Annotated in this window: 19 protein-coding genes; 18 read left to right on the top strand and 1 reads right to left on the bottom strand. The window is 69.7% G+C overall.

The features are described 5' to 3' along the window. The first annotated feature begins 270 nt into the window (after window positions 1-270). The 10 genes from ACFFJC_RS10410 (at window position 271) to ACFFJC_RS10365 (ending at window position 9,843) form a co-directional block, all read left to right on the top strand. Complete coding sequence (locus tag ACFFJC_RS10410; RefSeq protein WP_379487436.1) at window positions 271-801, top strand: nuclear transport factor 2 family protein; 531 nt, start codon at window positions 271-273, stop codon at window positions 799-801. Further along, window positions 798-1,694 (top strand): SDR family NAD(P)-dependent oxidoreductase, encoded by an 897-nt coding sequence (locus ACFFJC_RS10405; RefSeq protein WP_379487435.1) that lies wholly within the window; start codon window positions 798-800, stop codon window positions 1,692-1,694. Before ACFFJC_RS10410 ends, ACFFJC_RS10405 begins: the two co-directional genes overlap by 4 nt. Continuing rightward, complete coding sequence (locus ACFFJC_RS10400; RefSeq protein ID WP_379487434.1) at window positions 1,684-2,238, top strand: nuclear transport factor 2 family protein; 555 nt, start codon at window positions 1,684-1,686, stop codon at window positions 2,236-2,238. The genes ACFFJC_RS10405 and ACFFJC_RS10400 overlap by 11 nt, the downstream gene beginning before the upstream one ends. 362 nt (window positions 2,239-2,600) lie before the next feature. Next, window positions 2,601-4,250 (top strand): ShlB/FhaC/HecB family hemolysin secretion/activation protein, encoded by a 1,650-nt coding sequence (locus tag ACFFJC_RS10395; protein ID WP_379487433.1) that lies wholly within the window; start codon window positions 2,601-2,603, stop codon window positions 4,248-4,250. Window positions 4,251-4,300: 50 nt separating this feature from the next. After that, window positions 4,301-4,861, top strand: a complete 561-nt coding sequence (locus ACFFJC_RS10390; protein ID WP_379487432.1) for a 2OG-Fe(II) oxygenase — start codon at window positions 4,301-4,303, stop codon at window positions 4,859-4,861. 493 nt (window positions 4,862-5,354) lie between these two features. Next, a complete protein-coding gene (locus tag ACFFJC_RS10385; protein WP_379487431.1) occupies window positions 5,355-6,368 on the top strand; it encodes a ParB/RepB/Spo0J family partition protein in 1,014 nt (337 codons plus the stop codon). Window positions 6,369-7,094: 726 nt separating this feature from the next. Further along, window positions 7,095-8,033 (top strand): hypothetical protein, encoded by a 939-nt coding sequence (locus ACFFJC_RS10380; protein ID WP_379487430.1) that lies wholly within the window; start codon window positions 7,095-7,097, stop codon window positions 8,031-8,033. A 163-nt stretch (window positions 8,034-8,196) separates the two neighbouring features. Next, complete coding sequence (locus tag ACFFJC_RS10375; protein WP_379487429.1) at window positions 8,197-8,412, top strand: hypothetical protein; 216 nt, start codon at window positions 8,197-8,199, stop codon at window positions 8,410-8,412. 151 nt (window positions 8,413-8,563) lie between these two features. Beyond that, entirely contained in the window at window positions 8,564-8,974 is a 411-nt protein-coding gene (locus ACFFJC_RS10370; protein WP_379487428.1) for a response regulator, read from the top strand. A 2-nt stretch (window positions 8,975-8,976) separates the two neighbouring features. Continuing rightward, the gene (locus ACFFJC_RS10365) at window positions 8,977-9,843 is read left to right on the top strand and encodes a sensor histidine kinase (RefSeq protein WP_379487427.1); all 867 of its coding nucleotides are present in this window, start codon (window positions 8,977-8,979) and stop codon (window positions 9,841-9,843) included. Between the two features lie 12 nt (window positions 9,844-9,855). Here the strand turns inward: ACFFJC_RS10365 and ACFFJC_RS10360 are convergent, their stop codons facing one another. Next, the gene (locus ACFFJC_RS10360; protein WP_379487426.1) at window positions 9,856-11,034 is read right to left on the bottom strand and encodes a sensor histidine kinase; all 1,179 of its coding nucleotides are present in this window, start codon (window positions 11,032-11,034) and stop codon (window positions 9,856-9,858) included. Between the two features lie 630 nt (window positions 11,035-11,664). Here ACFFJC_RS10360 and cpaB point away from each other — a divergent pair. The 8 genes from cpaB to ACFFJC_RS10320 are packed head-to-tail and all read left to right on the top strand — an operon-like array spanning window position 11,665 to window position 20,725. Further along, window positions 11,665-12,630, top strand: coding sequence for a Flp pilus assembly protein CpaB (gene cpaB / locus ACFFJC_RS10355; RefSeq protein WP_379487425.1), 966 nt, complete (start codon window positions 11,665-11,667; stop codon window positions 12,628-12,630). Beyond that, window positions 12,627-13,823, top strand: a complete 1,197-nt coding sequence (locus ACFFJC_RS10350) for a type II and III secretion system protein family protein (protein WP_379487424.1) — start codon at window positions 12,627-12,629, stop codon at window positions 13,821-13,823. The genes cpaB and ACFFJC_RS10350 overlap by 4 nt, the downstream gene beginning before the upstream one ends. A 1-nt stretch (window position 13,824) precedes the next feature. Then, window positions 13,825-14,991 carry a CpaE/TadZ family protein gene (locus ACFFJC_RS10345; RefSeq protein WP_379487423.1) on the top strand — a complete coding sequence of 389 codons (1,167 nt, stop codon included), beginning with the start codon at window positions 13,825-13,827 and terminating at the stop codon, window positions 14,989-14,991. Beyond that, entirely contained in the window at window positions 14,988-16,352 is a 1,365-nt protein-coding gene (locus ACFFJC_RS10340) for a TadA family conjugal transfer-associated ATPase (protein ID WP_379487422.1), read from the top strand. Before ACFFJC_RS10345 ends, ACFFJC_RS10340 begins: the two co-directional genes overlap by 4 nt. Beyond that, window positions 16,346-17,248: a type II secretion system F family protein gene (locus ACFFJC_RS10335; RefSeq protein WP_379487421.1), complete on the top strand. Its 903-nt coding sequence runs from the start codon at window positions 16,346-16,348 to the stop codon at window positions 17,246-17,248. Before ACFFJC_RS10340 ends, ACFFJC_RS10335 begins: the two co-directional genes overlap by 7 nt. Continuing rightward, window positions 17,248-18,150, top strand: coding sequence for a type II secretion system F family protein (locus tag ACFFJC_RS10330; protein ID WP_379487420.1), 903 nt, complete (start codon window positions 17,248-17,250; stop codon window positions 18,148-18,150). The genes ACFFJC_RS10335 and ACFFJC_RS10330 overlap by 1 nt, the downstream gene beginning before the upstream one ends. Then, on the top strand, window positions 18,147-18,893 hold the full coding sequence (locus ACFFJC_RS10325; RefSeq protein WP_379487419.1) for a tetratricopeptide repeat protein: 747 nt from the start codon (window positions 18,147-18,149) through the stop codon (window positions 18,891-18,893). The genes ACFFJC_RS10330 and ACFFJC_RS10325 overlap by 4 nt, the downstream gene beginning before the upstream one ends. Continuing rightward, complete coding sequence (locus ACFFJC_RS10320; protein ID WP_379487418.1) at window positions 18,890-20,725, top strand: TadG family pilus assembly protein; 1,836 nt, start codon at window positions 18,890-18,892, stop codon at window positions 20,723-20,725. The genes ACFFJC_RS10325 and ACFFJC_RS10320 overlap by 4 nt, the downstream gene beginning before the upstream one ends. The last annotated feature ends 7 nt before the right edge of the window (window positions 20,726-20,732 follow it).

Here is a 20,732-nt window from a genome sequence, read left to right as displayed (position 1 = left end):
ACGCGGTTCACCGTGTCGGCGCCGCTGACACGGCGCGGATCGCGTGGATGGGTGGGATGCCTATTCCAAGAAGGTTTCCTGGTGACACTTCACCGACCGCGCCGGCAAAGTGTCACGTGCGGCACAATCGGGTGCAAACGCGCTCCCGTGCGACGCTCGGGCGATGGCTCGGATCTACCCCGCCTTCGTGTCAGGAAAGGTCAAGCGCCTCCCGCCGTGCATGCGTTAGGCTCGTCCCCGTAACGAGAACGCGCCGACAGGGAGTGGATCATGGATCCGACAGTGCTGGAGTTGCTGGACCGCGAGGCCATCAGGGCCTGCGTGGCAAGGCTCGCGAGGGGCGAGGACCGCCGCAGCGCGGAACTCATCCTCTCCTGCTGGTGGCCCGACGCGCGCTTCGACTACGGCGTCCATTCGGGCGATCTGGCCGCTTACCTGGCCTGGGTGGTGCCCGGCGCCGATGCCATAAAGAACACCCAGCACATCCTCGGCCAGACCCACATCGAGCTGGCCGGGACCTCCGCCCGGGCCGAAACGCACGTCGTTTCGTACCACCGCGTCGATCTGGGCGAAGGCGACCGCGACACCTGCATCGGCGGTCGCTACCTCGACACTTTGGAGAAGCGCGAGGGCGCCTGGCGCATCGCCGATCGCGTGATGCTCTACGACTGGGAGCAGGACTGGGGCCCCGCTGCCGACTGGTCCCGGGGCGTCATGGGCTATCCTTTCACCGCCGCGCATTTCGCCGGCCGCGCACAGGGAGACTTCAGCGTGAATTGGTTCCAGGGAGCTTCGAAGTGACCGCATCGCTGGCCGGCAAGGTGGCGCTGGTGACCGGCGCGAGCCGCGGCATCGGCAAGGGCATCGCACTCGTCCTCGCCGAGCAGGGCGCCACCGTCTACGTCACCGGGCGGACCTTGCAGGAGGGGGAGTACTATCTTCCCGGGACCGTCGGAGGCACCGCCGCCGAATGCGACGCGCGCGGCAGCGCCAGCGGCGGCCGCGGCATCGCCGCGGCGTGCGACCATGGCGACGACGCCGCCGTCGCCGCGCTGTTCGCCCGCATCGCCTCCGAGCAGGGGCGGCTCGACATCCTCGTCAACAATGCCTTAACGATCTCGGAGGACCTGCTGGACCCCAAGGGCTTCTGGGAAAAGCCGCTCTCCGACCTCGAGATGTGGGAGGTGGGGGTCAAGTCCAACTACGTGGCCGCCTGGCATGCCGCACGCATCATGGTGCCGCAGAAGAGCGGGCTGATCGTCGCGATCTCGGGCTATGCGGCGGTGACCTACACCTACGGCGTGATCTTCGGCACGTCCAAGACCGCGGTGGATCGCATGTCCCGGGACATGGCGGTGGAGCTGGAGCCCCACGGCGTCGCCTCGCTGGCGCTGTGGCAGGGGCTCACGCTGACCGAGAAGGCCAAGGACAACCTCGCCCGGATGGGCGACAAGATGACCGCGTCGATCACCTCGATGCAGGGCAGCAGCGTCGAGCATCCCGGCCGGGTGATCGCGGCGCTGGCCGCCGACCCCGAGATCATGAAGCGTTCGGGGGGCGAGTTCATCACCGCCGAGCTGGCGCAGGAATACGGCATCACCGACGTCGACGGCGCCGTGATCGCATCGGCGCGCGCCAGGCGCGGCTCTCCCCTTTGGAAGCCGGTGGCGGAGGTCGATTACCGTGGCCGATGACCGCGGCGCGCGCATCGACGCGCTGCTCGACGAACGGGACATCCGCGCCTGCCTGGTGCGCTTCTCGCGCGGGATGGACCGCTTCGACCGCGAGCTCTACCTCTCCGCCTTCTGGGACGATGCAGAGATGGCTGCCGGTCCCTTCGTCGGCAGCGCTGCCGACTGCTGGGACTGGGCCGTCCCCATGCACGAGGCGGGGCAGCTGGTCACGCATCATGCCCTGCTGCAATCGACGATCGACCTCGATGGCGACACCGCCCATGCCGAAACCTACTACCAGTTCACCGGGCGCAACCGCGACGAGAGCCTGTGGATTGCGGGCGGGCGCTACATCGACCGGCTGGAGCGCCGCGCCGGTGCCTGGAAGATCGCATTGCGCACCAACGTGATCGAATGGGCCTGCGCCCCGCCGCCGATCCCGCTCCCCTTCGCGGACGTCCCCGATCTGGCCCTCAACGGCGTGTCGTCGCGCGATCGAGACGATCCCTCCTACCGTCGGCCGCTGGTGAACCTGCGCCAGCCGGCGAACCCGGGTAACGGGTAGCCGGGCAGCAGACCTCCCGGTCGTTCGGATCGCAGCCGATCCGAACGGATCGCGAGCCGGTCTTCGGCCCCGCCAGCGGCCTTGTCCCGCCGGACGGGGCCGAGCACCCTCGCCGTGCTCCGCTTCAGACCCGCTTTGCGGAGACGCCGGCGCGCATCCCGGGCCGAGCGCTGTGCAGAGCACCCGCGCGGCTGCGTTACGGCCGGAGCGGCTGCGATTGCGCTCGCCCGGCACCGCGCCCGCTCTAGTCTGGGGCGTGAGGGTCCTAGCGGCCCCAAGGCGAACGACGGGGCAGGCGGCCGCAGGTGACCAGGGCAGTTCCACGAGACGACGGACAGGACGGCGCAGGAAAGCGCCCCTCGATGCGGCGCGCGGCGCGGCTGCTGGGCCTCGCTCTCGCGCTGTTCGGCTCGGCAGCCCAGGCCCAGGTCGCGGCTCCCCCGGTGAGCGAAAGTCCGATCATCAACCGTGACCGGGTCGATCGCCAGGATCCGGAGATCCGCCAAGCCGCGCCTCCGGCGAAGCTTCCCCAGGCGCCCCCTCGCGTCGATGCGCAGGCGCCGTCCGCGATCACGCTGGCTCGCGTGCGCTTCGAAGGCGCGACGCTGCCGGACGAGACGCTTCGCCAGGCGACCGACCCGTTCGTCGGATCCGCCCTCGACCGCGATGTGCTGCAGCAGCTGGCGAACGCCGTGACCGCGCTCTACGCCAAGAGCGACCTGGCGTTCTATGCGGTGAGTATCCCCGCGCAGTCCGGCGCAGGCGGGGTCCTGACGCTGCGGGTGGTGGAGGGGCGGATCGTCGACTATGCGCTGAAGAGCCGAACGCGCAGCACGCCGACCCGGGTGATCGCCGCCCATGTGCGCCGGCTGATGCGCGATACTCCCACGCACAAGTCCACGCTGGAGCGCACGCTGTCCCTGCTGCGCGATATCCCGGGCCAGACGGTCCAGGCGAGCCTGCGCAGCACGGCGAAGGCCGGCGAGCTCGTCCTCGATCTCGATGTCCGGCGCAAGCAGGTGGAGGTCACGCTGAACCTCAACAACCGCGGCGTCGTCAACGTCGTCTCCGGCGTCCAGGCACAAGTGGCGGTCTCGATTAACGGCCTCTTGCGGGAAGGCGATACGACGCGGCTTTCCGGGTATGTCCCGCTCTATCCGGACCGTTACCAGTTCTACACGGCCAGCCACGCGACGCCGCTCGGTTCCGGTGGCACGACCCTGGCCGTGAGCGGCGCCTACGTCCGGACCCGGACCCGCGACCTCGGAATACGCGGCGAAGCGAAGCAGCTGGGCATCGTCGTCGCCCATCCGCTGATCCGCTCCTACCGCCGCAACCTGACGCTCACCGCCTCGCTCGATGGCACCAACAGCGACAACTACTATCTCGACACCGCCTTCGGCGGCTTCCGCACACGCGCCTTGCGCCTGGGCGCCAGTTGGTCCGTCGTCGGAAAGACCAGCGGCTACGGCGTCTCCACCAGCGTCAGCCAGGGACTTTCCGGACTGGGTGCGCAGGCGATCCCGGGTTACTCCAGGACCGCCTTCCGCAAGGCCAACGTCCAGGCGACGGGGGTGGTTCAGCTCTCGCCCGCACTGACCGGCAGGGTCACGCTGCGCGGCCAGTACAGTCGCGATCGGCTGCCCACCACCGAGCACTTCGTGCTCGGCGGCGAAGGCGCGGGGTTGGCGTTCCGCGACGGGTTCCTCACCGCAGACGAGGCGGTTGCCGGCAGTGCCGAGCTGTCCTGGCGGGTCCTGGGGAAAGCGCCGGCGGGGCGCGGCCTCAGCATCTTCGCCTACGCGGACGGTGCCGCCGCGCGTTCGCATGCCCGACCGCTCTACGGCCTGAGATCGAGCGACTATGAACTCGCCTCGGTCGGAGCCGGAGCGCGAATCACACCCGTCGTGGCATGGACGGCGACTGCACAGATTGCAGTTCCTGTCAAGAAACCATTTCCGGGAGTGAGCGGAAAGACGCGCTTCTTCTTCAGCATCACTCGAAATCTCTGACCCGCTTTTTTGCGCACACGCAAAGAGCGGAAACCGGGGAGGGGCAAGACGTGCAGAATGTCTGGGAGGTCTGGACCGCAGCGCTTTCCGAACAGGAATGCGACGACATCGTGGAGCGGGCGAGTCGCTATGACGAAGCCGACGCTACGATCGGCTTCGCAGATACCCAACGCAGCGACAGCAGCTATCGCACGTCCACCATACGCTGGGTGGACGCCTACCGTGAGAAGGACATCGTTGCGCGGTTGATGGAGTTCGCCGCGTCATCCAATCGGACGAACTTCGGAATCGACATCGTCGCACCGTTTGAACTCCAGTTCACCGAATATCGCGGAAGCAGCGCCGGCCATTACGATTGGCACCAGGACGTCTGGCTCGAGTCCCCTCGGCCTTTCGCACGCAAGCTCTCGCTCGTGGTGCAACTGTCCCGCCCCGATGCGTACGAGGGCGGCGCGTTCGAGTTCTTCGGCCTGCAGAACCCGGGCCCGGCGTTCGCGCCGCGCGGTAGCCTGCTGATCTTTCCTTCGTTCCTCCAGCACCGCGTGCTGCCCGTAACCAAGGGTCTGCGGCGCAGCCTGGTGACCTGGGTCGAGGGGCCCAACTGGCGGTGAGCGCGAGCGCTGCAGCAAGCGCAAAGCCCGCCCTTTCGCGCTGCCACGTGGATAGCCTCGCTCCGGTGCCAGTTCGACTGGCCTGAAGCGGCGGCATGCCCCAGTTTGGCGAAGTGGCGGTGGCCCTGACCAGCGCATGGAGTTTCGACGGCCAGGTCGGTGCCGCGGCGGAAGGCGATAACGCCCCAGCCCCGGCACAAGCTGGCAGCATCCCGTAGCTCGGCGTCCTTCGGGCGCAACCTAGCGCCGGGCTACGTACCAAGCGGCGTGTCGCTGCGGCGGCATGCCCGGGCTCGAACTCGGAGCGGCGCCCGTGCAGCCGGGCGTCGCTCCGAGCGGCTCGCGGGTGCTGGCGCCGGCCGGTCGCCGAGCTGTCTTGGCCGCATACATGCAGCGACCCGGCGTGCGGATAGACCCGATCCGAACATTGTTGGCGGCAACGCTGTGGCACGCGTTCCGCTATGCACCGGCCGATCCAGAAGGGGGAGCAACAATGGGGAACTTTGTACGCGACATTCTGACGACGCTGTCCTACGAGCCCGAGCCGCGTGAGGTGCTGCACGCGGAGGGGGAGGCGCTGTCGCGCCTGGACCAGCGGCTGGCCGGCATGGTCCAGGGTGCCGGGCGCAGTCGTACCGCCATCTCAATCCGGCCCGCCGACTGCTCGGTGTGGGACGGCAACCCCCGTGACGTGCCGGGTCTCTCGGTGGAAAGCTGTCGCTCGCTGATCGAATCCATCGCGCAGGAAGACGGGAACCGCATTCCCGTGCTGGTGCGCCACAACCCGCCCGAGGCGGAACAGCCCTACCAGCTTCTGGTCGGCAGCCGCCGGCGTTTCGCGGTCGACTGGCTCAATCACAACGGCAGGCCCGAGATCCGCCTCAACGCCATGATCGTCGATCTCAGCGACGAGGAGGCGTTCAGGCTCGCGGACATCGAGAACCGCGAACGCCAGGACATCACCGAACTCGACCGGGCGCGGAGCTACCAGGCGGCGGTGGACCGGTTCTACAACGGCGTGCAGTCGCGCATGGCCGAAGCGCTCAACCTGTCCAACAGCCAGCTCAGCCGCCTGCTGGCGCTCGCCCAGATGCCCGACGAGGTGGTGGAGGCCTTCGCAACGCGCGAGGAGCTGCGCGTGCGGCACTCCGAAGTGCTGACGCCGCTGCTTCGCCGGCCCGAGCAGCGGGAACGATTGATCTTCGCGGCCCGCGCGATAGGGCAGGACCAGCAGCGCCGGGCGGCCACCGGCGAGCGAATGATCCCGGCGGCGGCGGTCCTGACGCGCCTCAAGCAGGCTGCGCAGGAGGGCACGCCGGCGCGCAACTCCGAGACGCCGCTGGTGCTGGAAGAAGAGCGCGTCGGTCGGCTCCGTCCGGTGCGGGACGGGTTGACGCTGGATCTGACCGTGGGCCGGGACACCGACCTGGACCGGTTGCTCGCGCTCGTGCGCTCGGCCGTGCTCGAAGCCCGCGCGCGATTCGCCGCGGACGATCCGCGGGACTGACCGCTCGCCGTCGGCCCGCGCCGATCCGACGAAAAATCAGCGCCGATCCGGCTTCATCCGGCCCTGGACCCACCAGGGCCGGTTTTCGTTCGCTCGCCCGACTTGGTGCGCCCCGCGCGCTGCATCCTGGCCGGATTGCGGAAGGAGCGGGCTGCGTGGCCCGCTTTTCACGCCCGGCCGGCGTCTTTTGCGGCGGCCCGTCCAAGGCGCCTGCTTGCCCGCGCCGATGCCCGGCCGACACGGCTTCTTCTGAGCGCGCCCGTCCCTCGGCCACCGCTTACTCCTCCGGGAACTGGGCTTTCATGGAGGACAACAATGCCGCGTATCAAATCGCGCTCTTCGAACCGGCACGTGCTGCTTTGCGCGACCGCCATCCCCTTGCTGCTGCTGGGCGCTTGTGCCGACGGCGTCGGCTTCCGAGTGGGGGCAGGCGGCGGCGGATCGCCCTCTGGCCCCGCCGGTCCCGGCGATCCTTCGGGTCCCAGCGGCCCAAGTGGTCCCAGCGGCCCAAGTGGTCCTGGCGGTCCGAGTGGTCCTGGCGGTCCGAGTGGCCCTGGCGGTCCGAGTGGTCCTGGCGGTCCGAGTGGCCCCGGTGGTCCGACTGGTCCCGGTGGTCCGAGTGGTCCTGGAGGTCCGACCGGCCCGACGAGCAGCTACACGGGTCCGGTGGCGGGCGTGAGCGTGGGGGGCATGCCGGTCCTGGGTCCGAGCGGTCCGGGGACGATCGTGGATGTCACCGTCGGCACCGGCAGCGGCGCCACGGGCGGCAGCGGCATTGCCGTCGGGGCGCTCACCGGCGACGGGCAGGTGGTCCAGGTCACGCTTCCGACCACCCCGCAGCAGACGCAGGAGGCGCTGGCGCCGGTGGGATCGCTGGCAGGGGCCTTGCTGGGCGATCAGGTCGGCTCGACGGTCACCCAGCTGACCGACGGCCTGGCGCCGGCGGTGGCCGGCGTGACCGCGACGGTCGATGGGGTGGCGCAGCCGTTGCTCGGTACCGTCGATGCGGTGCTCGCACCGGTCGTGGGTGACGGCGGGGTCCTTGCCCCCGTGACCGGCCAGCTCGGGACCCTCGTCGATGGCCTCACCGGCCGCCTGTCGGGCGGGGGCAGCAGCCCGGCGCCCGGCTACACCGGACCGCTGGTGGCCGCCGACCTCGGCAACACCGTCCTGACCGGACCGGGCTCCACCGGGACGATCGCCGGGGTCAACGTCCTTGCCGAGAACCCGGGGCTGGTCTCCGGCCAGCTGGTCACCGCGGACCTGCTGGCGGACGGCAACGTTCTCGACCTGACGGTCCCGACCACCGCCGCCGGGGTGGCGCAAGGCCTGGCGCCGGCGGGCAACCTCGCGGGCGCGGTCCTCGGAGCCCAGGTGGGCGAGGGGGTGACCCAGCTCACCGATGGGCTGGCGCCCGTCGTCGCGCCGGTGACGAGCACGGTCGATGCGGTCGTCTCCCCCGTGCTGGACGCGGTCAACGGAGCGCTGGCGCCGGTGACCGGGGCGATCCCCCTCGGGACAGGCGACGCCGGCTCGACGCTGGCGCCGGTGACCGGCGTGGTCGGCGGCTTGCTGGGCGGTTCGAGCGGATCGGCGCCGGGCAACGGCTCGGTCCTCGCGCCGCTGACCGGGCTGCTGGGGCGCGGCCCGGGCACCGGGAACTGAGGACCGGCGTGTCCGCCGCTCTGTTGCCTCCCCCTTGGGCGGACACGCCGCAGCCCGACCTCGGATGACGGGGCGGGGGGAGGAGGCGGCCCTTGCCGGGGTCCGCCTCCTCCTGTCCCCGCGCGCTTCCGCACCCGCACGCGCAAGACAAGGACGACCGATGATGAACGACAGGACCGAATTCGCCTGTGATTTCCTGCGGGTGGCACTGTCGCTGCTCGACGACGACGAGGCGTTGATGGCAGCGGCGATGATCTCCGGCGCGCTCGACATCCTGGAGCGCCGACCAGATCCGGTTAACTATCAGTATAAGGGCCCGGGCAAGCCGCTCGCATTCGCACGGCCCGGCGGGTGGAGACATGTCCGCAGTTGCGCCTGAGCTCCTCGGAGATTTGCGTACTGCGCAATGCTCCACCAGTTGTTTTCACCCATGTTATTGATTCGTCAACGCGCAGAGATTTAAGTGGCTGTACTGGGACCTGCCCCAATCGACCCGGGCACCGGGAGAGGCAATAAAGAGAGACAGTCTCATGCGCGCAGATCAGGCGCTGGTTTTGCTCATCGACGACGTCCGGCCGATCGTGGAGGAATTGCTCACGTTCATGGAGCTGCACGGGATTCCGGCTGTGGGCGTGTCGGACCTCGATGCCGCCATCGCTGCGCTCGAGCAGAATCCGGCGATCCGCATCCTGGCCTGCGACGTGCGCCTGGGCCGCGAATCCGGGCTTTCGATCGTGCAGCGCATCCAGGGCCATGCACAGCTTCGGGCACGGCCGTTCCGCTACCTGTTCATCACCGGGGACCAGATGCGCCAGGACGCCCTGCCCGACATGCCGGACCACACCGTCCTCACCAAGCCGGTGCAGCCCCAGGTGCTCATAGACGTGCTGAGCGAGTGGCTCGGAGAACGGGCGCAAGACCCGCACAAGGGAGAGGTTTGACGATGAAGCCGAACGAGATCACCCGGCGTGACGCGGCCAAGTGGATCGGGCGCTCCTGCGAAGGCGGGCCGCTCCCCGGGATCGACCCGGCCGCGGACCGCCTAGCCCCTGCGGCGGAAGACACCCGCAAGCTCATGGAGACGATCGCCGCCAAGGCGCGGCTCGCCGACCTCGGCGAGCAGACCTCGGCGCTCGCGCACGAACTGCGACAGCCGCTGTTCTCCATTGCCGTCGCGAACGAGAACCTGCGCATGCTGCTCGAACGCGCGGAGGGCGTGAACACCCGCACGGTCGCAGCAGTCGAGCGTATCGCTGAGCAGGTCCGGCGCGCGCAGACGATCATCGACCGCACGCTTGCCTATGCGTCGGGCCACGGTCCCGGAGCGGTGCGTGCCGAGATCGGGCTTGCCGTGGCGAACGCGGCGGCGTTCATGCGTCCGCTGCTCGACGCGGCGGACATCGACGTCGTGGTCGACGAGAGTGTCGGCCATACCGCTGCCTGCGTGCGCCTGTGCCAGGTGGAGGCGGAGCAGGTCTTCGTCAACATCGTGCGCAATGCTGCCGAAAGCATCGAAGCGCGCCGCCAGGCGGGATGGCAGGGCCGCGGTCGCATCGGTATCTCGCTGCACCTCGAGGCGGAGGCGCTGCGCTGCGTGGTTGCCGACAACGGTGCGGGCCTTTCGGCGGAGATCTGTCGGGCCGCGTTCGAGCCATTCTTCACCACCAAGCCGCGGGTCGGCACGGGACTTGGCCTGCACATCTGCCGACAGGCGCTGGAGAAGGTCGACGGCGTGATCCGGCTGCGGCCGGGGCCGGGGGAAGGGGCCGAGGTGGTGGTCGAGGTGCCGCTGTCCGTCGCGGACACCTGACCCGGCGCGGCTTCAGATATCGTCGCGTCCCAAGCGGATGATGAAGCGCACGGGCTGGCGCTGGCGGGCGACACAGCGGAATTCGGCCAGGGCCTTTCGCGCGACCTGCTCGACCAGCCACAGGGTCGCATTGTCGATCCGCCGCCCGCGCATCGGCTTGCCCTGCGCATCGGTACATTCCACCGTGATGACGATGTGTGCCGGCGTCAGCACCGCGTGCAGCAGCACTTCGCCGCGGTGCTTCTTGCCGTCCTTGTCGATGAAGCTGGCGAAGGCGCTCAGCAGCGCGGCAACCGCCATCATCTCCAGCGCACCGTGCTGCTCGGGCACCAGATGATCCAGGGCATTGCCGCTCATGCGCACCGCGACGCCGTGATGCCGCACGTTCGACTTGGTGGCGGCGAGGGCGCAGTCCAGCGCATGGCGCACGGTGAGATCGCCGGTTCGCCCATCGGGTGCGTCGCGCCCGAACCAGCGGAACAGACCGAGGATATGGGCGGTCCCCTCGGTATGCGTGGCGATGCGCTTGACGCGCTCCTGCAGCTGGCGCCTGCTCTCCTCGTCGATGTCGAGGTGGGCGATGATGTAGTCCATGTTGCCGTTCGCCATGGAGATGACGTTGAGCGGCTGCGCCAGATCGTGCAGCATGCCGCTGGTAATCCGGCCCAGCAGCAGGTCGCGCGTGACCTGCACCATCCCGCCGTCGCCCCAGGCCAGCAGGCGCGCGTCGATCATGGCGAGGTGGCGGGCGATCCCCGCACCGATGAACATGGCGCAGAGGCAGGCGACGATCCCGCAGGCATCCCCCCATGCATTGGCCCCCCATGCATTGGCCCCCCAGGCATTGACCAGGGCGAAGCGCAAGGCCAGGCTGAGGCAGCCGCAGACCATGGCGACGGCCCACGACCATCGCGGCGCACGCAGGATGCCCGTCGCCCAGCGACGCGGGATCGCGGCGACGGAGCCGATGATGACGAGATCGGTCCAGTACAGCGTCGATTTCCGTGCACCGGGGACCAGGAACAGGCCACCGACGAGCAGCGCGCAGATGCACAGGGCCAGCAGCGGCCGGTTGAGCACGAACAGGGCCCCGGCGGCAGCGGCGGCCACGGCCGCCGCGCCCGGGCCGAGTGGCGCGGTCAGCCCCATGACCAGCGCGCACAGCGCGATCGCGGCGGGGTACACGCTCATCCCACCGCCCCAACCCTGACCGCGCAGGTGCTCAAGGCCTCCGGAAGCTATGGAATGCTCCTGAACCCAAGCACGCGAGCGGGTGCAATCCTCTTTGCGGACACGATCAAACTCCCGCTCCCTCCCCTTGGCTGCCTGTAGGACGGCAGCATCGTTGCGCAAAAGTGCTCGCGTCGCTCATTAGCTCCCGGCCGTGCGGCGCGCAAACCATGACATCGTGATGGGAAACCCGGCATTCACACCGGGAATCGCCGTTCGTTTGAGCGTTCGAACAGTACAGGCGAACCTTCAACCCCGTGCTGTTCTGTCGCCGTTACCCCTTGAAGCAAACCCGGATTAGAACCGATACGACGGTGACCCGTTCAGGCCCAAGACCGCGCACCGTCCGGTGTTCGCCGGCACTTGCAGGGTCGTGGATCGCCGCCGCTCGCATCTGCGTCGACCCTGCTTTCCCGCCCTGCGTGCCCGAAGCCCTCGGATCGGCTTCATCTGCATGACCGCGCAAATCCGCGAGGCGCTATTCTTTACGCATGCAGTCCGAGGTGTCCTGCACAGGCACACCAAGGGCTTGCATCGGGCCGCTGGGGCGGCGGTCCGGCTTGCGTAAGCGCAATCGCAAAAGGGGAATGCATGCGCCTGGGTTCGAAAGCGAAGCTCACGATCGGTGCCGGCCTGACCGCCGCAGCGGTCTTCGGCTTCCTGGGAGTGCGTGAGTTGGGACGATCGGCCTCCATGGAGTCGAATCCCGCAGCCAGGCTGGTCGCGCGATCGTCGGCGCCCGCCGGTGTCGTGCTGGCTGCCACCACGCGCGCGGTGCGGGTCGGCGAGACGATCCGCGCCGACATGATCCGCAACGCGGCGCTGGATCCCGCCCGCTTCCCCGCCGCCGCGACGCCCGTCGAGGCGATCGGCCGAGTGGCGATCCGCGACATCCCCGCAAACACGCTCATTTCCCGCACCGCGCTCGAACAGGAAACCAAGCTGGCCATACGGATCCCGGTCGGCATGCGCGCGATCAGCATCGACACGACGGCCGAGATCGCCGTGGCCGGGCTCGTGAGGCCCGGCGACCGGGTCGACGTGCAAGTGGTCTACCCGGGCGAGGATGCCATCAGCGGAGCGCGGGGCACCGGCCGCAGTCGTGCGCGAACGATGCTGCAGATGGTGCCGGTGCTTGCGGTCGGCGAACTGGTGATCGGCACACCCGCCAAGGATGCTGCCACCGGGACCGTCTCCACCCCGCCCCCTGCGCGCAACATGACGCTGGCGTTGACGCCTGGGCAGGTTTCCGAGCTCTCGCTGGCGAAGAGCACGGGATCGCTGTACCTGTCGCTTCGCAACCCCGAGGACAAGGCTCAGGTCGAGGTGCCGCAGCTGGCATCGGCGCCCGAAGCCGTGGCGATGCCCCGGGTATCAGGGCTTTCGCCCGCCGCCCGCGTCACCCCCCTCGCCACCCCCCTCGTCACCCCCCTCGTCACCCCCGGCACCGCCGCGCCGGCACCCGCTTCGCTCCGGCCGCGCCCCGCCCCCCACGCCATCGAGCTGGTCGTCGGCGGCAATCGCGAAGTCATCTATTCGGGGAGCGCCGCGCAGTGAGAAGCCTGATCGCAACCGCCCTGCTGGCAGCGGCGGCGCCGCCGGCACTGGCGCCTTGCGCCGCCGCCGCGCAGGAGCAGCGCACGCTGCAGGTCGAGGAGGCGCGCACGCTGTCCTTCACCCGGGCCATCGGCCGGGTCGAGGTCAGCCGCGAGAACGTCATCGCGGTCTCGGCGCCCAGCGCGCGCTCGCTGCGGATCACCGGCATAGCACCGGGCGAAGCGACCTTGAGCGTCTATACGGATGACGGCGTGCCGATGGGCGAGACCTTCGTCCGCGTCGACCCGCCGGCGACGACGGTAGCCGGGCTGGGCCCGCTGCGGCCCGGCGAGAAGGTGGTGGCGGTGGACGTGCAGTTCGCCGCGGTCTCCTCCTCCACGCTGAAGGCGCTGGGCTTCAGCTTCTCCAAGCTCTCGGGCGACCTGCAAGGCGCGATCGTCTCGCCCAGCAGCCTGAACTCGGCCAGCTTCGACAACGCCGGGCTGAAGCTCGACGCCTCGGCGCCGATCCAGAGCGCCTTCAACCTGTTCCTCGCCGCGCCCAATCGCGGGATCGGGGCGGTGCTGAGCGCGCTGTCCTCGAACGGACTGTCGCAGCTTCTCGCCCAGCCGACGCTGCTGGTGCGCTCCGGCGAGAAGGCCAGCTTCCTGGCCGGCGGCGAGTTTCCCGTCCCCGTCCCGCAGGGCAGCGGCAACAACGGCACGACCCTTTCCATCCAGTACAAGGAGTTCGGCGTCCGGCTTTCGGTGACGCCAGTGGTGCTGTCGGAGAACAACATCGTGCTGCGGCTCTCTCCGGAGGTGAGCGAGCTCGACTACAACAACGGCGTCCAGCTGCAGGGCTACGTGGTGCCCGGGATCCGCCGCCGCTCGGCCGACACCACGGTGGAGCTTGGCAGCGGGCAGAGCTTCGTGATCGCCGGGCTCAACTACAGCAACAGCTCGGTGACCAAGGACAAGGTGCCCTTCCTCGGCGACGTGCCGGTGCTGGGTGCCTTCTTCAAGCGCCAGCAGAACCAGCGCGAGCGGCAGGAGCTGATCATCGTCGCCACGCCGCGGCTGGTGGAACCGGAAGCGGTGCGGCCGGTGCTGGCGACCGGCAGCACGCCCCTGGAGCCCACCGTCGGCGCGATGATCGTCGGCAACGACGGGCTCGACCAGGCCGTCGGCAGCTTCGGCGTGGTGAGGCGGTAACATGGCCCGGATCCATCTCCTTTCGATCGACCGCGCGCTGGCCCAGCGGATCTCCGAGGCCATGGGCAGTCACGTGGCCGTGGACATGGCGCAGTCGCTGGTCGAGGCGAGCTTCGAGGGGCCCGGCATCGTCGTGATCGACCACGCCTCGGTCCCGGCGGAGCGGTCGGTGGCTTCCGTCATCGCCGAAGTGGCGCAGGCCGCGCCGGGTCGCGCGGTCGTCCTCGCGACGGAGGACATGTATGCCGTACAGGTGCTCCAGGCCATCCGCTCCGGGGCTACTGACGTGCTACCGCGCGGCGCGGTGGCCGCGGAAGTGAGCGAGATCCTCTCGCGCGTGCTCAACACCTCGCTGGCCGCGCACGGCCGTCTCGGCCGGCTGACGCTGGTGCTGGGCACCGATCGCGACGCCTCCGCCATTCTCGCCACCGATCTCGCGATGGCGCACTGTCTCGACGCTAATGGCACGCTATTGATCGACTGCACGCTGCCCAGCAGCACCGCGGAGGCCTACCTCGACGTCAAGGTGGACTACGGGATCGCCTCCGCCGTCACCGACATGGACCGCATGGACGCCAGCCTGCTCGGCGACGCGCTGGTTCGGCACGAGCGCAGCGGCCTCTCCTTGCTGACGCTGGACGGCGGCACCGGGACCGAGCCGGTCGGGATCGGTCCGGCCGACATCGTGGGCCTCGTCCAGCTGCTGCGCGCCAGCTGCGCCCACGTGGTGCTGTGCGGGGGCAGCCTGCGCAATGGCGGACTGCTGCGGGAACTGGCCTCGCAGGCGCAGACCGTGGAAGTGGTCTGCAGCCAGTCGATCCGCGAGCTCGACGCGACGCGGCGCCTGCTCGACCGCGTCGCGCTCGACACCGCGAGCGCGCAGCGCCTGCGCCTCCTGGTGTGGGAGCACGACCCGCGCATCCTGCTCGACGGGCGGCGGATGGCCGATGCGCTCGACATCGATTCGGTGATGGGCATCCCCGTCGACCGCGTCCGCCTGCGCAACGCCCTCAATGCCGGCCGCCCGATCATGTGCGAACGCGACGGCGGCCCTTACGCCCAAGCCATCCGCCGCGCCTGCGGCATCGCGGCGCCGGGCAGGAGCGGCACCTTCGGCATCGAGCGCATGCGGCGCGCGATCCTGCGCTCGGTGGAGCGGACCGCATGAGCCTTCTCACCACCGACATCGTGCCGGGCACGCCCGGCGCCGAAGAGGTCGCCGCGCGGCGGCGCGCACCGATCGCGCAGCCGTCCGCACAGCGGATGAGCGACAACTACCAGGCCGTGAAGGCGCTGACCTGCCAGCAGGTGATCGAGCAGCTGGAAGCGCAGGGCGCCACCGCGGAGGCGCTGGACCGGCGCACCCTGCGGCTGGAGATCGAGCAGGTCATCAACAGCCGCAGCCGCCGGGGGCAGCTTGCGCTCAACAGCGCCGAGCGGCTGCTGCTGATCGAGGACGTGGAGGACGAGGTGGTCGGCCTCGGTCCCCTGGCCCCGCTCCTGCGCGACTCCACCGTGGACGACATCATCGTCAACGGCGCCAACACGATCTACGCCGAGCGCGGCGGCCTGCTGGAGCGCGTCGAGACGCGGTTTCGCGACGACGCGCACCTGATGAACATCATCCAACGCATCGTCGGCCCCATCGGCCGACGCGTGGACGAGGCGACCCCCTTCGTCGATGCGCGTCTTCCCGACGGATCGCGCGTCAACATCGTGATTCCGCCGATCGCGCTCGACGGCCCCTTGGTTTCCATCCGCAAGTTCCGGCTCCAGGCGCTGAGCGTGGAGGATTGCGTGGCCGGCGGCGTGATGAGCCCGCCCATGGCCGCGTTCCTGACGAGCGCCGTGCGCTCCCGCCTCAACATCCTCATCTGCGGCGGCACGGGCGCGGGCAAGTCGACCCTGCTGAACGTGCTGTCGAGCTGCATCAGCGATCGCGAACGTCTCGTCACCATCGAGGACGCCGCGGAACTGCAGTTGCGGCAGGAGCACGTCGTCCGCCTGGAGACGCGGCCGCCGAACGTCGACGGCAGCCGCGAAGTCAGCGCACGCGACCTGGTCCGCAACGCCCTGCGCATGCGGCCCGACCGGATCATCCTGGGCGAGGTGCGCGGTGTCGAGGCGGTGGAGATGCTGCAGGCGATGTCCACCGGCCACGACGGCTCGATGGCGACGCTTCACGCGAACTCGCCGCGCGACGCGCTCTCGAGACTGGAGATGCTGCTGGGCTTCGCCGGGCAGCAGAACGACGAGCGAGCGGTCCGCCGCTTCGTGGCGAACAGCGTCCACGTGATCGTCAACATCCAGCGGCTCGCCAACGGGGCGCGACGCATCACCTCGGTCGCGGAGATCACCGGCGTGGAGGGCGAGGCCTATACCCTCAACGAGCTCTTCCATTTCGAGGAGCACCCACCGATGTCGGGCGAGGGTGCGCATCGTACCTTGTCGCCGAGGCCCTATCACGCCGCGCGTCTGCGCGACTACACGCCGCCCACCGTCACCTCACGGGAAGCGACGGCATGGTGAAGGGCAGCGCCTATCTGCTGCTGGCGGTGCTGATCCTGGCCGCGCTCGGGTACCGCTGGTTCGCGGACCGGGCGAGCACGCGCGTGGCGCTCGATCGCCGCCTGGACGCGATCTTCGCGACCGGCGCCGCGCCCCTGCGCCCCGCGGTCGCGGTGACCGTGCCCGAGCGCATCGCGCCGCTTCTCGCGCAGGCGCAGATCGAACTGACCGTGTCGGCGCTGCAGACGCTGGCCGCCTCGGGCCTGGCGCTGGCGGTCATCCTGCTTCTGCTGTTCGGTCCGGCCGTCGCGGTCGTGGCCTTGGTGGGCATTCCGGTGATCGCGCTGTCCTGGGTGCGAGCCCGTGCGCGCAAGCGGGTGGAGGCGCTGACCGATGCCATGCCGCTCTACCTGGACGGCGTGCGCCAGCTCCAGACCGTGGGCAACTCGCTGTCACAAGCGCTGGAACGCGCGCTGGCCGATGCACCCGAGACGGTGAAGAGCTACTTCGCACCCTCGGCCCGCAGGCTGGCGATGGGCGCCCCCGTTGCGGAGACGATGCAGCAGCTGGCCGACCGCCTGCAGATCGCCGAAGTCTCCATGCTCGCGGCCGCGATCCGCACGAACCTGCGGTACGGCGGCTCCATCGCGACGGTCTTCACCAATCTTGCGGGCATCCTGCGCGAGCGCGTCCGGATCCGCCGCGACCTGAAAGCGGCCACCTCCGAGGCGAAGGTGAGTTCGCGCGTGCTGATCGCGATGCCCCTGATCGCCATGGCCATCCTCGTCGCCATGAACCCGGCCTACACCGATTTCTTCCTGTCGGACCCGAGGGGCCGCACCCTGTCAATCGCGGCGATCGTGCTGGAGGGTCTGGGCATCCTCATCATTCGCCGCCTCATGCGGCTCGAGTTCTGATGTCGGGCGCGCTCGCCTTCGTGTCCTTCGCGGGCGCTGCCGGGGGCCTGGCCGTCATGGCGGCGGGGCTGCGCTGGATGCAGATCGATGCCCGGCTGCGCGCGCGCGTCGAGGGGCATGCCCTGCTCGGCGGCGGAAGCGGCAGCCGCGGAGGTCTGTCGCTGCGCCTGCCTTCGCTGCTGCTCGCCAAAGGTCGCGACCGTGAGGAGATCGAGCAACGCCTGCGCACCGCCGGATACTTCGATCCCGCCGCTGTCGATGTCTTCGTGTGGATGCGGCTGGGCGCAGCGGCGCTGGTGGCGATCATGTCCATGGCCACCTGCCTGGTCGTGACCGGCAACCCGTTTCGGCCCCTGTTTCCGACTTTCGCGCTCACCGGCCTGACCTACATCGGCGCGAAATACGTGCTGCGGATGCTCGCCAGCAAGCGCGAGCGGGTCCTGACCGTCGAGTTCCCCTTCCTGCTGGATCTCATGCTGATGATGCTGGAAAGCGGGGTCTCGCTGGACCAGTGCTTCCGCGGCATCGCCCGCGACGAGCGCGTGGCGGTCCCGAACCATGCCCGGCTGGTCGGCATGCTGGTCGACGATCTCGACCGCGGGCAGGACTACCAGGTCGCCTTCGACCGCTGGGCAGCCCGCGTCGGCGTTGCCGGGGCGCGCGAGCTTTCGGCGCTTTTTCGGCAGTCGCTGTTCCAGGGCATGGAGCTCGTCCCCGCCTTGCGCGAGTTCATCCGCGAGTTCTCGCAGCGGCGTGTCGCGCGGGCACGGGAGGCGATCGGCATGATCACCGTGCGCATGGTGGTGCTGATGCTGATCTTCTTCATGCCGGCGCTGTTCATCGTCCTGGCCGGTCCGCCGGTGGCCGCCATCCTCGACACGCTGAGGAGCACCGCGCAATGATCCGCTTCCTGCTCCCTGCGATGGTCCTCGCCGGGGCGGGCCTCACCGCGGCTCCGGTCGGTGCGGCCGAACTCACGCATGATGCCGCCTCGGAAGCATCGACGCGCGGCCTGTACCTCGCGCTCATCCGGCAGGCGCGGACGGACGGTCGCCCCCGCGCGGCGATCGCCTATCTGGACGACTTCGACCGTCGCCATCCCGACGACCGCGACGCGCAGATCCTGAGGGTCAATTGCCTGCTGGACCTGTCGCGGGTGGACGAAGCGCGCCGGGCGCTTGCGCGTATCCCCGCCAGCGACCACAGTGGAGCGGCCCTCGCGATCCGGGGCCATGTCATGGCGGCGCAGGGCGACTGGACCGGCGCATCGGCGCAGTACACGGCGGCGCTGCAGGCGAGCCCGGCCGACCCCTTCATCGCCAACGCACTGGGCTATGCGCTGTTGCGCGCGGGCCAGGCGCAAGCCGCGGTCGAGGCATTGCGCAGCGCGGGCGATCTGGCGCCCGACGACGCGGTCCTGCGCAACAACCTCATCCTGGCGCTCACGGTGTCGGGCCGCCTGGGTGAGGCCGAGGCGCTTCTTGCACGCGTCCAGGACGGTGGCGAGCGGTCGCGCCTGCGCCGGCAGGTGGCAGGAGAGGCCGCGCGCATCGCAGCGGCAGGAGCCATTGTAGGGCCAGTCACAGGACCGGTTGCAGGCCCAGTTACAGGGGCGGGGGCCGCAGCGGCCCCGCGTGGATCATGACGCAGGTCCGCCGGCTCCTTCAGCGACTGCGCGGACTGTGGCGCGACAGCCGGGGTGCCATCGGACCGGCGATTGCCGTGCTGGGCGTGTCGCTCCTTGCCGCGGCGGGGCTGTTTCTGGACGTTGCGCTCTACTACAGCGGCAACCGCGAGCTGCGCGTGGCAACGGAATCGGCTGCCCTTGCCGCGGCGATGGACCCGACCCGGGCGGAGGGTCTGGCAAGCGATTTCCTGGCGCGCAACGGCTACGATGCCTCGGTGCTGCGCACGGTGGAAGTGGGCTACTACTGCGCCAATATCGCGCAGGAGTCCGGCTCGCGCTTCGTGGCGGCCGGCTCCCCCGACATTGCGAACTGCCCTGGAAGCTCGCGTCCCAACGCAGTGCGCGTGACCACCGGAAAGCCCAGCCGCCAGTTCCTCGTCGGCGTGCTCGGGCGCGCCAGCCCGATCCCGCAGCTCGCGGCAACCGCCAGCGCAGCGCGGATCGACGAGGCGGGCATCTCCGCCACCTCGGGGTTGCTCACGGTCAGCAATCCGCTCGTCAACGCCGTCAACGAACTGCTGGGCGGGCTGCTCGGGATCAAGCTGCAGCTCTCCACGGCCGACATCGAGGCGCTGCTGGGCGGAAACGTCGACGCCGGCCTGTTCTTCGATGCGCTGGCGACGCGCGCCGGCTTCGACGGGACCTACGGCGAGCTGACGAAGGGCACGTTCGACCTGCAGGACATCGCCCTTGCCGCGGCCGACGCGGCGGGCTCGCCGGCCACGCGTTCCGCGCTCAACGCCTTCGGGACCATGGTGGGGCGCGGCTACATGGTGCCGCTCAACGGCCTCTTCGCGGTCGGGGTGTGGAGGAACATGCCGGTGGGAGAGGCCGACGTGAAGCCGGCCCTGCGCGCCGGCCTCAACGCCTACCAGCTGGTCAGCTATGCCGTGCAGGAAGGCCCGGTGGTGGTCGCACTGTCGGACGTGATCCAGCCACTGGTCCCGCCGCCGCTCCTCACGGGAACCGAGGTCAGGATCGGCGCTGCCGTGACCGGGCACCCCGACCGCCCGCGCTTCGCCTTCGGCCCTGCGCGCGAGACGAAAGTCGGCACGTCGATGCTGCGCCTGCAGGTCAACGTGACGCTGCTCAACCTTCCGCTGGGCGTCGCCCGCGCGAACGTGCCGATCCTGATCGACGTGGCGGCGGCGGAGGCCGAGATCGCGGACATCGACTGCATGGGCCAGGTTGACCAGGCCGCGAACACGACCGTCCGGGTGCAGGCGCGCTCGGCGCTGGTCAAGGCGTACATCGGTACGGCCCCGGCCAACGCCCTGACCAAGCCGCTGCCCCCGATCCGGGCCGAGCAGATCGGGCACACCGAAATCGCACAGGTCGGGCTCAGGCTGGTTCCGCTCCTGCCTCTCGAAGTCGTCTCCGTGAAGGGAAGGGCCATTGCGGAGCCCGTCCTCGGCGGGGACGTGCGCGAGAGCCTGCTGACTTTCGGGCCCGCCCCCGGGAACGGCACGATCGGGACGCCGGCGCGGCCCGGAAGCAGCCTGACCGTGCCCAACGGCGCCCAGGTCGGCACCACCGTTCAGGGCCTCGTCGACAGCCTGACCGGTGACAAGGATGGCCTGCGCGTCTGCCTCCTGGGCGGGCTTTGCGGTGTGGGAGAGACGGTCGTGCGCTCAGACCTGCTACCCTCGATCACGCGGCCGCTGACAGGGGTGGTGGCGGGCGTGATCGATCCGCTGCTCACCAACGTGCTCATCGCCCTGGGTGTCCAGCTCGGCCACGCGTCGGTCTGGGTGAACGGCGTGCGCTGCGGAGTGCCGGTGCTGATCTAGCTTTCAC

It is taken from the genome of Novosphingobium soli, from assembly GCF_042432915.1.
In the GTDB taxonomy this organism is placed as follows: Bacteria; Pseudomonadota; Alphaproteobacteria; order Sphingomonadales; family Sphingomonadaceae; genus Novosphingobium; species Novosphingobium soli.
This window is presented reverse-complemented; position numbering and strand designations above follow the sequence as displayed.